9 protein-coding genes are annotated in these 18,224 nt (G+C 73.1%); 5 read left to right on the forward strand and 4 right to left on the reverse strand.

The window, feature by feature from the left end; genetic code table 11:
• Nucleotides 1–4: 4 nt before the first annotated feature.
• Nucleotides 5–3,664 carry a SpoIIE family protein phosphatase gene (locus ACGFJ7_RS28080; protein ID WP_360255358.1) on the reverse strand — a complete coding sequence of 1,220 codons (3,660 nt, stop codon included), beginning with the start codon at nucleotides 3,662–3,664 and terminating at the stop codon, nucleotides 5–7.
• Nucleotides 3,665–3,784: 120 nt separating this feature from the next.
• On the opposite strand from ACGFJ7_RS28080, the gene ACGFJ7_RS28085 reads away from it, so the two are divergent.
• On the forward strand, nucleotides 3,785–4,315 hold the full coding sequence (locus ACGFJ7_RS28085; protein WP_392644850.1) for a GNAT family N-acetyltransferase: 531 nt from the start codon (nucleotides 3,785–3,787) through the stop codon (nucleotides 4,313–4,315).
• Between the two features lie 69 nt (nucleotides 4,316–4,384).
• Here the strand turns inward: ACGFJ7_RS28085 and ACGFJ7_RS28090 are convergent, their stop codons facing one another.
• The 3 genes from ACGFJ7_RS28090 to ACGFJ7_RS28100 are packed head-to-tail and all read right to left on the reverse strand — an operon-like array spanning nucleotide 4,385 to nucleotide 9,264.
• A complete protein-coding gene (locus ACGFJ7_RS28090) occupies nucleotides 4,385–4,531 on the reverse strand; it encodes a hypothetical protein (RefSeq protein WP_392644637.1) in 147 nt (48 codons plus the stop codon).
• A 47-nt stretch (nucleotides 4,532–4,578) separates the two neighbouring features.
• Nucleotides 4,579–5,406: a hypothetical protein gene (locus tag ACGFJ7_RS28095; protein ID WP_392644639.1), complete on the reverse strand. Its 828-nt coding sequence runs from the start codon at nucleotides 5,404–5,406 to the stop codon at nucleotides 4,579–4,581.
• A gap of 9 nt (nucleotides 5,407–5,415) precedes the next feature.
• Nucleotides 5,416–9,264: a hypothetical protein gene (locus ACGFJ7_RS28100; RefSeq protein WP_360255354.1), complete on the reverse strand. Its 3,849-nt coding sequence runs from the start codon at nucleotides 9,262–9,264 to the stop codon at nucleotides 5,416–5,418.
• Nucleotides 9,265–9,522: 258 nt separating this feature from the next.
• On the opposite strand from ACGFJ7_RS28100, the gene ACGFJ7_RS28105 reads away from it, so the two are divergent.
• Genes ACGFJ7_RS28105 through ACGFJ7_RS28120 form a run of 4 tightly spaced genes read left to right on the forward strand, consistent with a single transcriptional unit; the run spans nucleotide 9,523 to nucleotide 18,223 of the window.
• Nucleotides 9,523–9,780 (forward strand): hypothetical protein, encoded by a 258-nt coding sequence (locus tag ACGFJ7_RS28105; protein WP_392644641.1) that lies wholly within the window; start codon nucleotides 9,523–9,525, stop codon nucleotides 9,778–9,780.
• On the forward strand, nucleotides 9,777–12,233 hold the full coding sequence (locus ACGFJ7_RS28110) for a vWA domain-containing protein (RefSeq protein WP_392644643.1): 2,457 nt from the start codon (nucleotides 9,777–9,779) through the stop codon (nucleotides 12,231–12,233). Before ACGFJ7_RS28105 ends, ACGFJ7_RS28110 begins: the two co-directional genes overlap by 4 nt.
• Nucleotides 12,234–12,248: 15 nt before the next feature.
• The gene (locus ACGFJ7_RS28115) at nucleotides 12,249–15,434 is read left to right on the forward strand and encodes a tubulin-like doman-containing protein (RefSeq protein WP_392644644.1); all 3,186 of its coding nucleotides are present in this window, start codon (nucleotides 12,249–12,251) and stop codon (nucleotides 15,432–15,434) included.
• Nucleotides 15,431–18,223, forward strand: a complete 2,793-nt coding sequence (locus ACGFJ7_RS28120; RefSeq protein WP_392644646.1) for a hypothetical protein — start codon at nucleotides 15,431–15,433, stop codon at nucleotides 18,221–18,223. The genes ACGFJ7_RS28115 and ACGFJ7_RS28120 overlap by 4 nt, the downstream gene beginning before the upstream one ends.
• The last annotated feature ends 1 nt before the right edge of the window (nucleotide 18,224 follow it).

Raw genomic sequence — 18,224 nt, forward strand, 5'->3', positions numbered from 1 at the left:
CCGGTCACTGGCGTGCGGGGAGCCAGCGGCGTTCGATCGTGACGGTGGTCCCGGTGGCTGTCGAGACGACCCGTACGTCGCCGTAGGCGCTCATCAGCATGGCGCCGCGGCCGCGGTCGCGGACCACCGGACGGGCCCGCCAGCCGCCGAAGTCCCGCACCACGATGCGGATGGTGCCGTCCACGAGCCGGAACTCGACCTCCACCTCGCGGCGGCTGGGCTGTTGGGCGTGTTCCACCGCGTTGTTCACCGCCTCGGTCGCGGCCACCTGGAGGTCGTACAGCAGATCCGAATCGATCTCGTGGCCGCCCAGAGCGGCGCGCAGGTCGCCGCGCAGCATGCTCGCGGCCGACGGTTCCAGCGGGTACACCCACGTGGCCTGCCGGTCCGGCACGGCGGGCACCACCTGTGCGGCCGCGGCCCGATGCCGGCGAAGAACGACCGCCGCGATGTCGTCGCGTTGCGGCTGGGGCACGCCGGCCAGCACCGCGTCGAGGACCGCGGTGGTGGACGCGCCCGCCGCGTACGTCTCCCGGCTGCGCCGTCGTACCCGCTCGAGGCCGACGTCGATCGAGTCCGGGAAGTTCTCGACCAGGCCGTCGGTGTAGAGCAGCATCTGGGAGCCGGGCGGCAGGCACCCGTCGTTCTGCCGGTACGACGCCCGGCGCAGCCCGAGCGGTGGCCCCACGGCCCCGGGCATCACCAGGCTGTCCGGCCCGGTCCCGGAGTACACCGGGGTGGGATGGCCGGCGCTGCACCAGGCGAAGTCGCCGGTGGCCGGGCGCAGGCGCAGCACGAACAGGGTGGCCAGCAACGGCGTACCGAGGCGGTTGAGCAGGGCGGCCACCCGCGTGACGACGGCCGCCGGCGCGGGGTCCTCGACCGCGTACGCCCGGACCGCGTTGCGCACCTGACCGGTCATCACCGCGGCGCCCAGCCCGTGTCCGGCGACGTCGCCGATGCTGATCACGGCGTCGCCGTCCGGCAGCACCACGACGTCGTACCAGTCCCCGCCGACCCGCCCGGCAGCCGGCCGGTAGGCCGCTTGCAGCTCCCAGCCGTCCAGCGTGGGCAGGTTCTCCGGCAGGGTGCTCTGTTGCAGGGTCAGCACGAGCTGGCGGTCGTGTTCCAGCTGCCAGCCGGTCTGCGCCAGCGAGGCGAGCATGTTCGCCATCGGCACGAGCAGGCCCTGTTCCTGGTCGCTGGGCCGGCGCGCCGCGTCGATCAGCACGGTGAGCGCGCCGATCTGTTCGCCGTCCCGGCCGTGGATCGCCGCCTGGACGGTGCCGGACCCGTCGGCCGGCAGCTCCTTGCCGCCCGAGGTGAACCGCAGTGGGGGACGCTCGTCGCCGCCGGTGAGCACGACCTCGGCCGCGGTGCCCTCGAGCAGGGCCCGCGCCTGCTCGGTGACGGCCTGGAAGGCCTCCTCCAGGGCGCGGCCGGACGCGATGACCGCCGCGGTGTCGGCGAGCGCGGACAGCTGCCGGGTGTGCGCGGCCCGAATCTTCGCCAGGCGCAGGGTGCTGCGGACGCGCGCCACCAGTTCGGCCGCCGTGAACGGCTTGACCACGTAGTCGTCGGCGCCGGCCTCCAAGCCCTCCACGCCGGACTCGTCGCCGGCCCGGGCCGACAGCATGATCACCGGGAGCGCTCGGGTCGACTCGTCGGCCCGCACCGCCCTGACCAGCGCGAACCCGTCCATGCGGGGCATCATGACGTCGGTGAGCAGCAGGTCCGGCGGGAACCGGCGGATCGATTCCAGGGCCGCCCGCCCGTCCGCCACCAGTTCCACCTGCCAGCGCTCACCGCTGAGCAGACGTTCCAGGTAGGCGCGCATGTCGCTGTTGTCGTCCGCGACGAGGATCCGGGCGCCGGCCGCATCGCCCGGGGCCGCCGGGGCGGCGCCGGGGACGTCGAGCCAGCCGGCCGCCTCACTGGCCGCCGCCCGCGCGCCCGCCATGTCCGGAAGGGTTTCGGCGGTCGCGGCCGCGACCAGCGGCACGGTCACCGTGAACGTGGAGCCGGCGCCGGGCACGCTGTCGACTGTCGCGTCGCCGCCCTGCAGCCGGGCCAGCTCGCGGACCAGCGCCAGGCCGATCCCGCTGCCCTCGTGACTGCGGGACTGCGCACCCCGCACCCGGTGAAAACGGTCGAACAGGTGGGGCAGGTCCTCGGCGGCGACGCCGATGCCGGTGTCCGACACAGTCAGCCGGGCCGTGGCGGCGCCGGCCTCCAGCCGCACCCGGATCTCGCCGACGAAGGTGAACTTCAGCGCGTTCGACAGCAGGTTGGTGACGATCTTCTCCCAGTTCTGCGGATCGACGGCCACCGTGTGCGGCAGCGGCGGGCAGTCCACCACCAGGCGCAGGCCGGCGCGTTCGACGGCGGCGCGGAAGACGCCGGCGAGCTCGGCGGTGTAGTGAGCCAGGTCGATCGGACGGGGCCGGTGATCGGGCCGTCCGGCCTCGACGCTGGAGAACGTCAGCAGGTTGTTCACCAGCGAGAGCAGGCGGTCGGCGCTGCGCAGGGCGATCTCGAGCCGGCCCCGCTGGGCCGCGCCGAGCGGCTCGCTCTCGTCGGCGAGGGCGTCCGTCAACGGGCCCATCATCAGAGTCAGTGGTGTACGGAACTCGTGGCTCACGTTGGTGAAGAAGTCGGTCTTGACCCGGTTCAGCTCGGCCAGGGCGGCGGCGCGGTCGCGTTCCTCCTGGTACGCCTGCGCGTTGCGCACCGCGACGGCCACCTGCTGGGCCAGCAGTTCGAAGAAGGACCGGTACGTCTCGTCCAAGCCCCGGCTGGGGCTGACCCCGGCCAGCAGCACGCCCAGCGGCTGGGACCGCTCGGCCCCCGGTAGGGGGAGCGCCACCGCGGTGCGGACCGGATCGTCCCAGGCGCCGCCGGTCACCGTCAGCCGATCGGTGACATCCGCGACGTCGACGGCCTCGCCGCCGGCCGCGACATGCAGTTTCCAGACGTCGTCGGCCGGATCCACGGTGTGCGGCAGCGCGTCGTCCGCTCCGACCGCCGCGGCCCGGCTCAGCCGGGCGCCCTCGCGCAGGTAGATGGCGGCGAACGGCACGTCGAGCAGGTGCTCGCCGATCACCGCGCAGAGCCGCGTGCAGACCTGCCCGACATCCGCCGCCCGGCCGCCGGCCGGGCCGGCCAGGTCACGCAGCAGCCGCAGGCGCCGCTCGCCGACCACCTGGTCGGTGACCTCGCTGCAGACCGCGAGGATGCCCGCGGTGGTTCCGTCGTCGTCGCGGGCGGGCGCGTGGGAGACGCTGAAGTACGCCTCCTCGCGGTAGCCCGATCGGTCCAGCGCCAGTTGCAGCGCCGGCACCCAGCTGGCGACGCCGGTCGCCTCGGCGTCGGCTATCAACGGCTCCAGGACGTCCCAGCCCTCGGCCAGGGTGACCCGGACGTCGCCGCCGAGCGCGTCCGGGTGCTTGTCGCCGATCAACGCGGAGTACGCGTCGTTGTAGAGCTGCGTGTAGTTGGGCCCCCACAGCAGCAGCATCGGGTACCGGGACGAGAGCACGATACGGACGGCCGCCCGCATACTCTGCGACCAGGTCTCCACCGGTCCCACATCGGTGGCCGCCCAGTCGAGCCGGCTCATCAGCCGCCCCGTGGCCCCGCCGCCGGCGAAGAGGTCATCCGTCACGGGGCAACGCTACCCACTTCGTGGTTGTCTTCCACGGACCGGGTTTCGGAAGAGCCTCCGGCGGTTCCGGCGGTAAAGGCGTTGACGGGGGCCGGCGAAGAGCCCGATGGTTCCGTGGTGATGATTCGACGGGAACTACCCGATGATGCCGAGGCGATCCGGGCGGTCACCGCCGCCGCGTTCCGGGGCGTCGCGCACAGCGCGCCGCCGGTCGAGCCGGGCGGAGATCCGGGGGAGGCGACGCTGGTCTCGCGGTTGCGCGACGACGCCGGTTGGATCCCGCAGCTGTCGTTGGTCGCGGTCGAGGACGACGTCGTGGTCGGCCACGTGGTCGCCACCCGGGCCCACGTCGACGGCCGGCCGGCTCTCGGTCTCGGACCCCTGAGCGTCGTCCCGCACAGGCAGCGAGCCGGCGTCGGCACCGCTCTGATGCACGCCGTTCTGGGCGCGGCCGACGCGCTCGGCGAGCCCCTGGTCGCGCTGCTGGGCAACCCCGCCTTCTACAGTCGTTTCGGCTTCGTCCCCTCGGCATCGACGGGCATAGTCGCGCCGGACCCGTCGTGGGGCGACTACTTCCAGGTCAGGATTCTCAGCCAGTACGACGGTACGACCGGCCGCTTCTCCTACGCCGGCCCGTTCGACCGGCTCTGAGCGAGGGTGCGCCTCGATGTGGTCAGGCCCGCGGAGCCAGTCCGGCATCAGGGCGAAGCGACCCCAGGCTCAGAGCAGGGAAGGGTACGCGTACTGGTTCGCCATGCAGACCGGTTCCGTCACGTCCAGGGCGGCCCGCAAGCGGCCCCGGCCGAGTTCCGGCAGCAGGGCCGCGAGGGACGCCCGGTCGACCAGATGTCGCGTGGCGCCGGTCAACGGCACCGGTCCGCGGCGGGCCGGGGTGCCCAGTCGCGGCGGAGGAATCAGAGGTAGGGCCGCAGGGTGTCCGCTACCTGGGCGCATCGCAGGTACGGGACGACCTTGTGGAACTGGAACACGCCGATCGGTGCCTCCAGGTCCTCGTCTATTCCGTCGAAGGAGCGGGCCAGCCAGCGCGGCACCGCGATCAGGTCGCCCGGGTCGGCGATGTTGACCCAGCGCCGTACGCCCGGTGGCCGGCTGCCCCGGCCGTCGGCCGGTTCGGGGTCGAGCCGCTGGAAGATGACCGGTGGGAGGCCGAGGGGCGAGCCGAGGGTGAGGAGGAGGTCGACCTTGAGGTCCGGGTTCTGCCACAGCGCCTCGTACGCGACGACCGAGCCCAGCGAGTGCGCGATGAGCACCGACGGGCGTTCCCGCCGCAGCGCGCCGGCGACCCGGTCCCGGGCGGCCTGGCGCGGGGCCGGGTCGCGCCCGTCGAAGTAAACCTTGATCTCCTTGAGGAACACTGTCACGAATGCTCCGGTCAGCCGCTCGTCGAGGTGCCATCGGGTGGCCATGCCGCTGATGATCTGCCGTACCGGCTTCAGCATCCGCCCCTGACCGACCTCGGCCCGCGGGCTCAGCGCCGCGTCCCACTCCCGCAGCCACTCCTGCTCCTCGGCGTCGAGGGTGTCCGGGTCCGGTGCGCCGTGCCCGTACGCGACCCGCAGGCAGGAGGCGTAGTAGGCCACGTGGATATCGGCGGCTGCCGCGTCGCCGAGGGAATGCGCCAGCGCGCCGCTCCAGGTCCGGCTGTGATGCCGTACGGCCTCCTCGTCGGTTTTCCCGGCCAGGTGGTTCCAGACTCCGTGCACGCCGACGATTCCCGGCATCGTGCCTCCTCAGTTCGGTCTTGTCAGCTCGAGGACGAGGACTTCCGTGGCCGCCTCGACGACCACCCAGGCCCCGTCCCCCGGTCGGGGGTGGACCGTCAGATGCCGTATCGGACCGGGAACCTCGATCCGGTCGATCTCCCGCCGGGCGCGCAGGTCGACGAGGCCGACAGCGCCGTCGCGGTAGCCCAGAACGACCACCTCGGGGTCGCCGGGCAGCGGCGCCAGCCCGGCCGGCCGGCCGTCCCGGATCGTGATCCGGTGGGGTGCTCCCGCTTCCGGCTCGTGCACCAGCAGGCGGCCGGACTCCTCAGCCGTCACGACGACGACCCGCCCGTCGACCACGGTGACCACCGGGTCATGGCTTGCGGGCGTGCGGTCCACCGGCATCGGCAAGCCGATCGCGGGCGTGGGTACGGCGGTGCCGGTCCGCGCGTCCACGACGGAGGTACGCCCGTCCGCGCCGGTCCGCCGCAGAAGCAGTAGCGGGCCGGCGCGCAGCCAGTCCATCCGGGGATCGCCGTAGTCGCCCTCGGCCTCGGCTTCCGTCACCGCGCCCCGGCTGAGGCGGCCGATGCGCGTGCCACCCTCTCCTGTGACGGCCACGAACAGTTCCGCGCCTTCGGCGTCGACGGCGAAGGAAGGCCGGGCCGGTACGGGTGCCTCTCCGCGTCCCGGCACGGCGACCAGCGCGCCGATCCGCGCCCGGCCGGCCAGTTCCACCGTTGAGCGGCGGCCGGTGTCCAGGTCGGCGCCGGTCACTCGGCGTCCCTCGCTGGCCACGATCGTCACGGGTCCGGCCGGGCCGGAGACGCAGTCGAGGTGCTCGATCGGCCGGGTCCCGGTTGTGATCAGCCGGGGCAGCACGTGATTCTCGGTCGGGTTCCAGGTGAGCAGGTCCGCGCCGGCCGCCATCACCACCAGCGGATCGTCACCCTGCCGGACGACGCGGACCCGGCCGACCCGGCGGGCCAGCGGCACCATGGCGACCTGCTGGCCGTCGGCGATCCGGTAGGTGCGGACGGTGAACCCTCCGTCCACCACCACGAGGTACGTGTTCCCTTCGGCTTCCACCACGGTGGCGTCCGTACCGGACAGGCTCGGCAGAACACGCTTCCCCGTTTCCAGCGCCCACACGTCGACGTGGTTGTTGACGTTCCGCGTCATCGCGAGCACCCGGGTCCCGTCGCCGGTCAGGGCCAGGCCCGACACCGGGGGTCCGCAGTCCAGGGGTTCGGCGAAGACGTCCCCCGTGGCGGTCCAGCACTCGAGCATGTGCCGGTCGGTGACCGCGGCGATCACCAGATCGTCCGCCCGCCGGTGGACCGCCACCCGGCTTACCGCCCCGAATCGGGCGGTGCCGAAGCCGGTCGTCGTACCCGTCGCCGCCGACCGGACCTGAACAGTGCGCCCGGTCGCGCTGACCAGCAGCCGGTCGGGGCCGGAGCCGCCGGCCGACAGGGCGGTCACGTCGCGCCTGGGGCCCGGTACCACCTGGCCGGAGCCGGCGTCGTACGTGACGGCCTGCCCGGCCTCGACGGTGACCAGAAGGAGCGCGTCGAGGCCGGGTTCGTGGCCGCCGTCCGGCCGGGACGTGCCGGCGATCCACCGGGGGCGCCAGGTCAGGGGAGGCTCGGCGGGCAGTTCGGCCAGGCCGCGGGCGAGGTCGGCGGCACCGTGCCGCGCGGCCACGACGGCGAGCTCGAACCGGGCGCTTTCCCGGGCTTCGACCAGATCGAGCTCCCGCGCCCGGCGGGCCACCGCTGTCGCCGCCGCGACGGGTTCGGCCGGCGTCAGCCGCGCGTCCAGGATCTGGCCGGCGTTCTCGATGAGGAAGGCGGCGTTGCCGAGGAGCTCGGGGAGCCGGCCGGCCGCGGCCGCGTGGTCGAGCACGTACCGGCGGGCGTAGTCGGTGGTGTATCGCCACGCCTGTGCCCCACCGGGTTCGCCGACCGCGCGGTAGATCCCGTCCAGGACGGTCGGCGCGTCGGCGTCGGTGCGGAGGGCGCCGGCCAGCGCGGGATGGCGCAGCCGGTAGACCCGGCCGTCGGTGGTGGGGGAGATCGTGAGGTAGCGGCGCAGGTCGTGCAGTACGGCGGCGACGCGCTCGGGGGTGAGCGGTTGCGTGCCGGGCGTCCGGCCCGCCGCCAGCGCGATCGCCACGTACCGGAGAACGGCGATCGGCATGCCGTCACCCTCGGCCCAGGCGAGGGCGGTCGCGACCGGCCGAGCCCAGGAGCTGGCCGCCCTTTCCAGTTCCAGCGCCCACACCACCGTCATCGCCCGCGAGAGCGGGGCCTCGGACCCGTCCGCGGCCGCCCGGCCGAGGACGGCGGCCGCCAGATAGGCGCCGAACCGATCCGCCGGCGGGGATGCGGCGGTCAGGGCGCCGGCGGCTTCGCGGGCGAACGCCGACCAGCGCGGGCCGGCGCGGCCTTCCCGCGCGCCCAGAAGTTCGAGGTAGGCGAGGAGGTCGTCCGGGTCCACCGCGTCGAGGCCGGTGGTGTCGACGGCGACCGGGAAGGAGCCGGGGAGGACGTGGGCGCCGATCAGCAGCCGGCAGGCCGGCCCGCCCGCGGTGGTGCGACCGGCCACCAGGGGCTGGAGCAGCCGCGCGTGGACGGCGGCCGGGTCGACCGCCTGGTCGAGACCGTCGAGGACCAGGGTGACCGGCCGGGCCCGGCCGAGAACGGTGTTGACGAGAGCTTCGGCCCGCCCGCCGAAGGTGTGGTGAACCAGCTGCCGGCCGATCGCGTCCACCGCCTGCGGCAGGTCCGAGCCGGCCAGGTCGACCGCGACGAGTTCCGCCGTCTCGGGCACGGCGACGGCCGGGTCCACGCCGAGCGCGGCCCGCAGGTCCCGGTTGGCGTGGCGGACGACCTGGGCGAGCAGCGTGGAGACGCCCGCTCCGGGTTCGCCGGTGACCAGATGGACCGGCGCCGCGGTGGGGTCGGCGAGCCAGGCGCCGAGGCGCGCCATGGCGGCGGCGCGGCCGGTGAAAAGGCCGTCGACGTCGCCGGCTTTTCCCGAAACGGGGTTGCCCGAAAGGAGGAAGGGCCGCAGGTCGGACGATGGTGGGCGGACGACTCCGCGTACCGGAAAGAATGGCAGAAGACGAGTCGCGCCGAGCGATACCGGAGTGGTGACGACATGCTGCGGATCGGCGCGGTCGCTCTTTTCCAATTCGGTGATCTTCTTGACCAGTTCGTGGGTCAGCACGTCCAGCGGGAGAATTCCGTCGGCGTCGTACGGATCGAATTCCGCCAGATTCGCGGCACCGGCCAAAACGTCGGCCAAGGCCTCGGTGAAGCGGGCGTTGTAGGCCTTCTGGTCGCTCGCGGCGGCGCAGATCGCGTAGGCCTTGCCGTCCGATCGGCCGCCGGTGCGCCACTGTCTCGCGACCGCCCGACCGGCAAAGCACAGGTCGAGCAGGAACAGCGCGTACGGGCGGTCGCGAGGTGAGGCGAAGCGGCCGGTGGACGCCTCGGCGCGTTCGAGCCACCGGCCCGCGTCGGCGTTGAAGTCGCGCACGCCGTCCTCGCCCAGGACGTAGTAGCCGCCGTTGTGCCCGTCGGGCTCGCCGTGTGTGAGGACGTGGACGAGCACCACGTCGTCGGCGCCGTGCTCGTCGAGCAGCTTCTCGACGGTGCGGGCAATCCCCGCGCCGGTGTGGTCGTCGGGCTCGCGGATCGCGTAGCCGAACCGCGTGAGCTGCTCGCGTAGCCGGCGCACCCGGCCGGCGAACGGCAGCGACTCGAGGGCGAGCGGGTGGAGTTCGCCGTGCTCGTCCAGCCTTTCGGCGAAGTTCTCGACGTGGACGAGCAACGCCGTCCGGCGGCCGCCACCCTGTCCGCTCATCGGCGCAATGATCCTGCCGCGCCCGTCCGGATTGGTTCACCCGTTCGGACAGTGCGGAAAGCCTTCCGTCCTAACTCGACCAGGCGATTGACCCCTATGAGTGAATTTCTGTAGGGTCCCGCAGGTCGGCACCGACAGTCTACCGTCGCCACCACGGCAATTGCCGATATCGAAGGCATTCACTAATGGGTGAAATTGATGATCGATGAAAGCACAACGCACCCTCCCCACGCGCCGACATTCGTCGCCTGGTCGTCATTGATCATCGCTATTCTGCTGGCCTACCAATTCCGGGGAACGCAGTACACCGTCTGGCACTGGTGTGGCTGGGCGCTCGGCGGCGTCCTGACCATCGTGTGCCTGGGCTGGTACCGCCTGGTCGATCAGCGGCGCCGCCAGCGGACCGACTACTCCCGTCCGCTGCACAGCGGCCGGGCCGTCGTCGCCGCCGCCGGACTCGGCGCCGTCGTCGGTCTGGTGCACGCCTACCAGGTGGCGCAGTGGTACTTCGGATGAGGGCATGCCGGTTGCTGCTCGTGGGCCTTCTGGCCACGGTCGCCGCCGGCTTGGGGGTGCCCGGCCCGGCCGTCGCCGCGGTCCCGGGCGGGCTGGCCGGCCTCGCCTCGTGCCTGCAGAGCCGTCCCGTCCTGCACGTGCTCATGGTCTTCGACACCTCGGGCAGCATCCCGTACACCGACCCCCAGAACCGGCGGCTGACCGCGGCCGACATCGCGCTCGGCCAGCTCGACCAACTGGGCCGCCCCGGCCAGCCGGGAAGGGCACCCATCGACGTCTCCGTCCGGTGGGCCGTGTTCAACACCGGCTTTCAGGCGCTGGGGGACTGGCACCGGCCCGATCCGGCGTCGCGCGCCGCCGACCGCGCCGCCCTCCGGAACGCGCCCCTCACCGGCGACACCGACTACGTCATCGCGCTTCGGGAGTCGCGCCGGTTGCTGGCCGAGCGCGCCGCCCAGGACACCGCCGACGTCCCGCCCTGTCAGATGCTGGTGTGGTTCACCGACGGCAAGTTCGAGCCCATCGACGACAAGCAGCCCGGTTTCGCCGAGCGGGTGGCCGAGGGCAAAGACCAGTTGTGCCGTGGCGGCGGCGTCATGGACCAGTTGCGGCAGGACGGCGTCAACGTGATCACCGTCGGGCTGGTGAAGGGGGAGGACAAGCCGGACGAGGAGTTCTTGCGCCGGATCAGCGGGGTCCGGCCGGGATGCGGAACCCCGGCCACCGACGCGGCCGGGCAGTATCTGCGCGCGACCGACGAGAAGGACCTCGCCAAGATCTTCTTCGGGATCGGCGACCCGCCCGCGAATCCGCCGATCAAGTGCGAGCCGGTGCGGCTCGGCTGCACGTTCGACCTGGAAGAGGGCCTGAGCGGTTTCACCGTTCTGATCGAGCCGGGTGCGCCCGGCGTGCGGGTCGCGCTCGATCCGCCGGCCGGCGCGGTAGCGCCGTTGCCCGGCCCCGGCCGGGACACTCCCGTCGCGGTGGGTGGGGCGCGGCTCACCTGGCAGTGGTACGGCGACGACGGGAATTCGCTGGTCATCGTGCGGGGCGCGCTGCCGTCCGGCGATCCGTCGTGGGCCGGCCGCTGGACGGTGCGGCTGCTCGGCGCCGGCGCGGCGGGCGTCACCGGCTCGATCCACCTGTTCAGCGATCAGCTGCCCAGGATCGAGGGCACACCTCATTTCGTACGGAACCGGCCCTGGACCTTCGACATCCGCACCCGGCCCTCCGACGTGCGACTTCCGGCCGGCCCGCCCGGCGCCCGGCCACCCGAGCTCGCCGTCAGCGTGGCCTCGCCCTCCGACGACAAGAAGCCCATTGCCGTACGGGACGTGCGGCGTCAGGCGGGTGACCGATGGACGGCGACCTTCACCGCGCCCGGCGACTGGCACGGCAGTCAGGTCGAGGTGCGCCTGAGGCTGGACGTCCGGACCAAGGCCGGGTTCCCGATCGGGCCACCGGAGATCGTCGTGCCGGTCCCGGTCACGTCCAGCGTGACCGTCGTAGCACCGCGGTTCGCGGCTTTGCACGGATCGGACAGCCGCCAGGCCGCGCTCACATTCACCGCCGGCGACGCCGAGCGGTGCGTGTGGATCGACCGCGGCGGACTGGACCTGGCGACGGTGGCGGATGTCGGGCCGGTCGCCGTGCGGGCCGAGGGATCCGGCCGCGACCGGAGCAATTGCCTCCGCGTCGCCGCCGGCCGGACCGCGACGATCGATCTCACCGCGAGCTTCACCGAGAAGCGCGGGTGGACGGGGACGGTCAAGGGCGAGCTGACGGTACGCAGTGCCGGCTCGTCGGGCCCGGACGACGAACTGCTCGTGCCGGTCCGGCTCAACGTGGGGCCGGGCGGCGTCGCCCCGGAACCTCCGGTTTGGCTCGCGCTGCTCTGCATGCTGGTGATGACCGCACTGCCACTCGCCGGGTTCGCCCTCTTCAACGCTCTGGCGCTGACCCGGGTCGACGGACGCGAACGGCAGGCGGCCCGCTACCGGCTGCGGGCGAGCTGGCGGCCGGGCACCGACCGGGTCGAGCTGAGCGAGGACGGCCGGCCCTGGCGGCCGACCGGTGACGACTTCCGGCCGGTGACGGCGAGCCGGCGGTCGTTCCGGGTCGGCTCCATAGAGTTCCGCGCCCGCGTGCCCTGGCGGCACCCGTTCCACGTGGCGCGGACCGGGCCGGTCGCCGGCGACCGGCACGTCGAGACCCGCCCGGTCGGCGGGCCCTCCGAGCCGGACTTCAACTGCGTGGCCGTCGCCGGCCGCGCCGCCGCGCCGGAGCCCGCGAGCGCCGACGTGGAGGTCCCCCTCGATGTCGCCGTCGTGCTCGACGTCCACGACCGGGTCACACCCCAGCGCATCACCCAAATCGTGGAGCAGGCGGCCGACGCCGCGCGGAACCTGCTTCCCCGGCAACGCACCGAATCCGATCCCGAGTCCCGGGCCTAGACCACTGGAGCGATCATGGTCCAACGCTTTTTGTTCATCGGTGTCGGCGGTTCCGGCGGCGACACCCTGCGCTACCTGCATCAGGAGTTGCTGACCCGGCTCAACCGGATCGGCATCTCCGAGATGCCCACCGGATGGCAGTTCCTGCACATCGACGCGGCCGTGGTCAGCGAGGAGTCGCCCGAACTGCCCGCCCTTCCCATCGCGTCCTACCGCTCGCTGGTCGCCCCGAACCTCACCTACGGCACGGTGACCCGGGCCCTCGAACGGCTCAACGACCCGGCCGCGCTCGAACGGGCCTGGCTGCCCGAGGCCCACGAGGTGCACGTCGCGGTGCAGCACGGCGCCGGCCAGTTCCGGGCGATCGGCCGGGCCCTCACGCTGTACGCGAAGGTGCGGATCCGCGACGCCGTCGCGGCCGCGGTGAACCGCCTGGAAGGCAACGACGCCGAGCTGAGCCTCACCCGCGTCCAGGAGGCGATGCGCGGCGAGACGGCCCGGGCCGCCAACGTCGCCCCGCCGGCCGTGGTCGTGGTGTCCTCGCTGGCCGGCGGCACCGGCGCCGGCGCCTTCCTGGACGTCTGCGACGTGCTGCACGACCTGGGCCGGCAGTGGGCGGCGGACTCCGCGGCCGTGCTCTACGCGCCGGACGTGTTCCACAGCCTGAGCCAGGACAAACGCCAGGGGGTCCAGGCGAACGCCCTGGCCGCCGTCTCCGAGCTCGCGGCCGCACACTGGAACACGATGGGCGACGGCGAGCGCGCCGACGGGCAACTGCTGCGCCGGCCGGGCGAGCCGGCCCGGCGGGGACCGGCCCGGTCGTTCCTGATCGGCTCGGGCAACGAGGTGCTGCCGTTCGAGGAGCAGAAGGAGGTGTTCGCGTCCGTCGCCCGGACACTGACCGCGTGGGCCATGAGCCCCTCGATCCAGCAGCAGTACCTCGCGTACGTCTGGGGCAACTGGCAGCAGGCCGCCACCGGCGCCGACCCGATGGGCCTGGTGCAGGGCAACGTGGAGGCGCCGTTCTCGTCCCTCGGCTACGCCAGCGTCGGCCTCGGCCGGGAGCTGTTCCACGTGTACGCGTCGCAGTGCGTCGGGCGCCTGGCGGCCGAGCGGCTGCTGTACGGCGCGGGCGGCGTCGCCGCCGACGACCCGGCGCACATCGACCGGGACACGCGCATCCAGCGCCGGTGGCCGAGCTTCCTGACGGCCCTGCAACTGGACAGCCCGGGCGAACGGACCGCCGGCGCGTTCCTCGAGCGGCTGGCCCCGCCCCGGCGCGGCGCGGTGAGCAAGGAGTGCGACGCGATCCAGCAGCAGTACCGGGACAAGATGTACTCGCTGCCCGAGTGGCGGAGCATCCTGCGGGCCCGGATCGACGAACGGCGCGAGCGTTTCGTCAAGGAGCAGGAGGAGCAGATCGTCGAGAACGCGCACCAGTGGACGGCCGAGATCCAGAAGCGGCTGCTGCGCGAGGTCGAGGAGATCCTGCTGACCGACGGCCTCCCGGTGGCGCTGGGGCTCGTCGAACGGGTCGGGCGGCTGATCGACGACGACCTGATCCTGCGCCTGGAGGGGGAGGCCATGCAGGACACCACGCGCGCCGAGCGGTACGGCGAGGAGATCAACGACGCCCTGGGCGAGGAGGCGCGGGGCATGTTCCGGCGCCGTACGAACACCTTCCCGGTCACCAGCCTGCGGGTGGACAACGCGCTCGCCGCCGGCGCCGAGGCGGCGTTCGGCCGGGCCGGCGACGCGCAGGCCCGCCGGACGGCCGCCGAGCTGCTGGGCGATCTGCGCCGCTATCTGCTCCAGCCGTTCGAGCGTGCCCTCGCCGACGGTCTGACGATGCTGCGCCGGGACGCCCTCAGCGTCCCCGGCGGCAAGGTGTCGATGATCGGCCAATGGCCTTCGGAGCCGTCGTACGCCGTACCGGCCTCTCTGCATCCGCGCCCCAACCAGTTCCTCGTCGACCCCGTCGCCAGCTACCCGGCCGAGCTGGCCCGGCTGCTGCAGGACACCGCGGCCAACGCCGAGGATCCCTACTACTTCGCGGTGAAGCAGGTGATCCTGGGCAGTGGCCCGATGGTCACCGGCCGGGCGGGCACCGACGCGGCCCGGTCGCTGATCGTCGCGTCCCGCAACTGGCAGCCCGAGCTGGCCCGGGTCTGGAGCGAGAACCGCCAGATGGAGCAGACGGCGGTCTTCGAGGTACGCATCACCGGCGAGGACCTCCTGACCCGCGCCCGGCGCTGGTGCGGCGACGACCAGATCGCCGTCGGCGCCTACATCCACCAGTCGCTGCAGGACGCGCTGGGCCGCAACACCCCGTCACTCGAGGAGCGGGAGCGGCTGGCCCGCTTCGAGTCCTCCTTCGCCTCGGCGATCCGCGCGTCGGCCCCGCTGGTCCGGCTCGATCCCGGATTCCAGGCGCTGGCCGGCGGTGAGAACGCGCCCGCGCAGCAACCACTGATCACGGCCATCCCGCTGGTCGAGGGCACCGAGGCCTACCGGACCGCGCTCAGCGTGCTGACCAACGTCGGCAACTTCCCGGCCGAGCTGGCCGCACGCCGGTTCGACGAGGCCGGACCGGCGGAGATCGAGATGACCACGTTCCTCGACCGGCCGTACCACCACGCCGCTTTCGAGTCGCTGACCCGGCCGATCCTGGAGGACTGGGAGGCGCACCGGCGGATCGGCCGGGAGTCGGTCTTCTCGCACTGGCGCCGCGCCCGGCCGCTGCCGGAGGCGGTGCCGGTCGACCCCGGCACCCGGCTGCGCATCGTCCGCGGTTTCTTCGTGGCCTTCGTCGACGACATCATCGAGGTGGACGCCCGGGGGCGCCGGGTCACTGTCAAGTACGGCGACAAGCTCGCGTTCCCGGAGCCCCTGCTCGGCCCGCCCGTGTCCCCGAGCGACCCGTTCGACTGCCTCGCCGCGCTGCTGGAGTCGATGTCACTGGCGCTCGTCGCCGCCACCAACAACGACGAGCCGCTGATGGCCTACCGGGTGCTGACCATGCTGGGCGACAACGCCGGCACCGCCTCGAGCACGGCCCAGCAGGACTTCCGGACCCTGCTCGGCGAGGCGGAGCAGAGGTACCCGCTGGAGAGCCCGGTGCGCCGCGAACGCGCCTGGGAGATCCGCCGTGACATCCACCGCGCCCTCGGCAGCCTGATCCGGCCCGCGGAGGGACGATGACCACGCCACCCGGCAGCGACGTCGCCGTGATCCTCGCCGTGACGCCGGACGACGGCGAGATCGTCCGGGTGGTCGAGGACTGGACCGCCGCCGGCCTGCTGCGCACCTCGCTCCTGGTCACCGACGACGTGCTGAACGGCCCGGTGCCGGCCTTCGACGAGCTCCCGGTGCGGCGGATCTCGCCGTCCGGGACCGTGGAGGAGAAGCTGCTGGACAGCATCGGCACCCGCACGCTGCGGCTGGTGCGGTTCGTGGCGGTCCGGCCCGTACCGGCCGAGCCTGAGCCCGGCGGCGGCGACAAGCTCAACGAGATCCTCGAGGTGATCGCGCCCAGCCTGTCGTACCGGACCCGGCTGATCCGGGTCAACCTCGTCGTCCCGCGCGGCGGCCCGGCGCTGCCGGTGCCCGCGCTGCTGGAACCCCGGTGGGACGTCAACGTCGTCGTCTCGGCGGAGGACCGGCCGCACGACGACGCCATAGATTTCAAGGTGACCCGGGCCGCCGCGTTCCCGCCGCACGCGGCGCTCGCCTGCGCGACGGCGGGCGGGCTCTGGGAGCATCAGCCCGCCGCGCCGTTCGACACCGCCGACGCGACCCGGGTCGCCGGGAATCACCGCCGCATCGTGGTGGCCCGCAGCACGGTGCGGCTGGTCGACAACCGCGATCTGAGCGAGCGGGTGATCAACAAGGTGGTGCGGGCCGACACCACGGCGCTGCTCGACCCCGAGCTCGTCGACCGCGGCGACCGTCTGGTCCGCAGCTCCGCGCGGACCGTCGAGGCGGTGGCGACGGCCTTCCGGCAGAACATCGGCGAGCACCCGTTCGACTTCCACCCGCTCCCCGAGCCCGAACGGGAGCCGCGCCGGCCGCGGCGCACCGGATCGGCCGTGACCCGCGCCTTCCGGCAGCTCGTGCGGCGCCGGACGGAGGCGATCAGCGTACCGACCCGCGATCTGACCGAGCCGGTCGTCGAGTGGCTGACGAAGTCGCGGCCCGACATCACCGACCAGGCCGACTCGTGGAACCTCACCCAGCTCCCGCCCACGCCGTGGCGGGTCCACGAGATCGCCCTGTCCGCTCCGGACCTGCTGCCCAAGCGGGCGCCGGCGCCCGCGTTCGCCTGGCGGCCGCTGCGGCAGATGTGCTTCGGCCTGATCGATGCCGGCGAGCAGCCCGACGAGGTTCAGGCGGTCGTCGGGGGACGGCGGCCGGTGGTGTCGAACGCACGCTGGATCGTGCCCTCGCCGGTCGAGACGTTCGAGTTCAAGGAAGAAGAGATCAAGGCGCTCAGCGCGGTCGGCCGGCGCTGCGGCGACGTACGCGCCACCGACCTGAACGCCTCCCGGCACGTGCGCCGCCGGCTGGCCGAGGCGGTCAGCAAGGCCGAGACCACAGGCGACGAACCGCCGGAGACGGCCCAGAGCCGGCTCGCCGTGCTGCGGGCCTGCCAGGCCCGGTTCGTCGAATGGGACGACCGGGAACGGGCGCAGTCGCTCATCGGCCTTCTGAGCGAGCACGTCAGCAAGCAACTGGGGATCGCTCGCAAGGACCTCGACCGGCGGGCCGCGCAGTACAACGGGACCAACACCGAGCGGCGGCGTCTGCAGGGCGAGCTGAACAAGTCGTTCGCCGAGGTACGCAAGAACCGGTGGGTGGGCCCGTCGGCCGGCGTGCTGTCGGCCGCCGCCGTGGCCTGCGCCCTGCTGTTCCCGCTGGGTGTCGCCGGCGTGGTGGCCCTGCTGGCGCTGATCGCGGCCGGCTGGTGGGGCGGGCGGATGGCCGGATACCTCGCCCGGGAGGTACGCCTGGAGAACGAGCTCGCCGCCGTCGAGGAGCAGCGGCGAGCCATCGTCGCGGCGGTGGAGCGCTGGCCCACCGAAGCGGACCGGCTCGCCTCGGTCTACGACGTCCTGACCGACTGGGGCGAGATCATCGGCTGGATGGCGCACAAGCCGTTCGGCCGGGGCGAAGAACCCGAGACCAAGCTCGGGCTCGACACCGGGCAGCTGCCGCAGGCCTTCCAGTTCAGCGTCGCGGACGACGACGCGACCGTCGACCGGGTCATCCAGCACACCCTGCGGGACACCTTCGGCCGGGGCTGGCTGATGCACCTGTACGTGGCGGTCATGGAGCGCGCCATGGGCGGCACACTGGACGCCGAGAGCACCGAGAACAACCCCGACTACGCGCCGGCGGTGGTCAGCCCGGAGGACGACCCGACCGCGACCGGGCCGGCCGGGCACGCGCCGGCCTCCGAGCCGTTCGGTGAGTACGCCGACGTCTACCAGAACTCGGGGGCCTTCAACGCCCGGACCCGGCTGATCGGGCACTTCCGGGCCAGCCGCTGCGGTGCCGAGGCCCGGCGGATGACGAGCTCCCGCATCCGCGAGGGGATCCGGCGGGTGCCGGTCACGGAACTGGCCGAGAAGGTGACGGTCCACCGGGACGGAGAGCAGACGGAGGTGGTGCCGATGACCGAGTTCCTTCAGGGCGCGCTGCCCCGGCCGAACGGCGACCTGGTGTGCCCGCAGCTGGCCGCGTCCACCTTCACCCTCGAGGGCAAGATGCGCGAACGGGCCAGCGTGGAGCAGGTCCAGCTCTGGAAACCGGAGACGGTGCCGGTCCCCGGGGACGAGAACCCGGACAGTCGCGTCGTGGTCGTCCCGGACGTCAGCACGGCGGCCGGCAGCGGGGCCGGCGGCCATCTGCTCCAGGTGACCCGGCTCGACCTGTCACCCGACTGCGAGCCCGGCGACATCGTGCTCTTCGCGTCCCCGGACCAGCCCTGAG

Origin of the sequence: Actinoplanes sp. NPDC048988 (genome assembly GCF_043197815.1) — a bacterium.
Classification (GTDB): Bacteria; Actinomycetota; Actinomycetes; order Mycobacteriales; family Micromonosporaceae; genus Actinoplanes.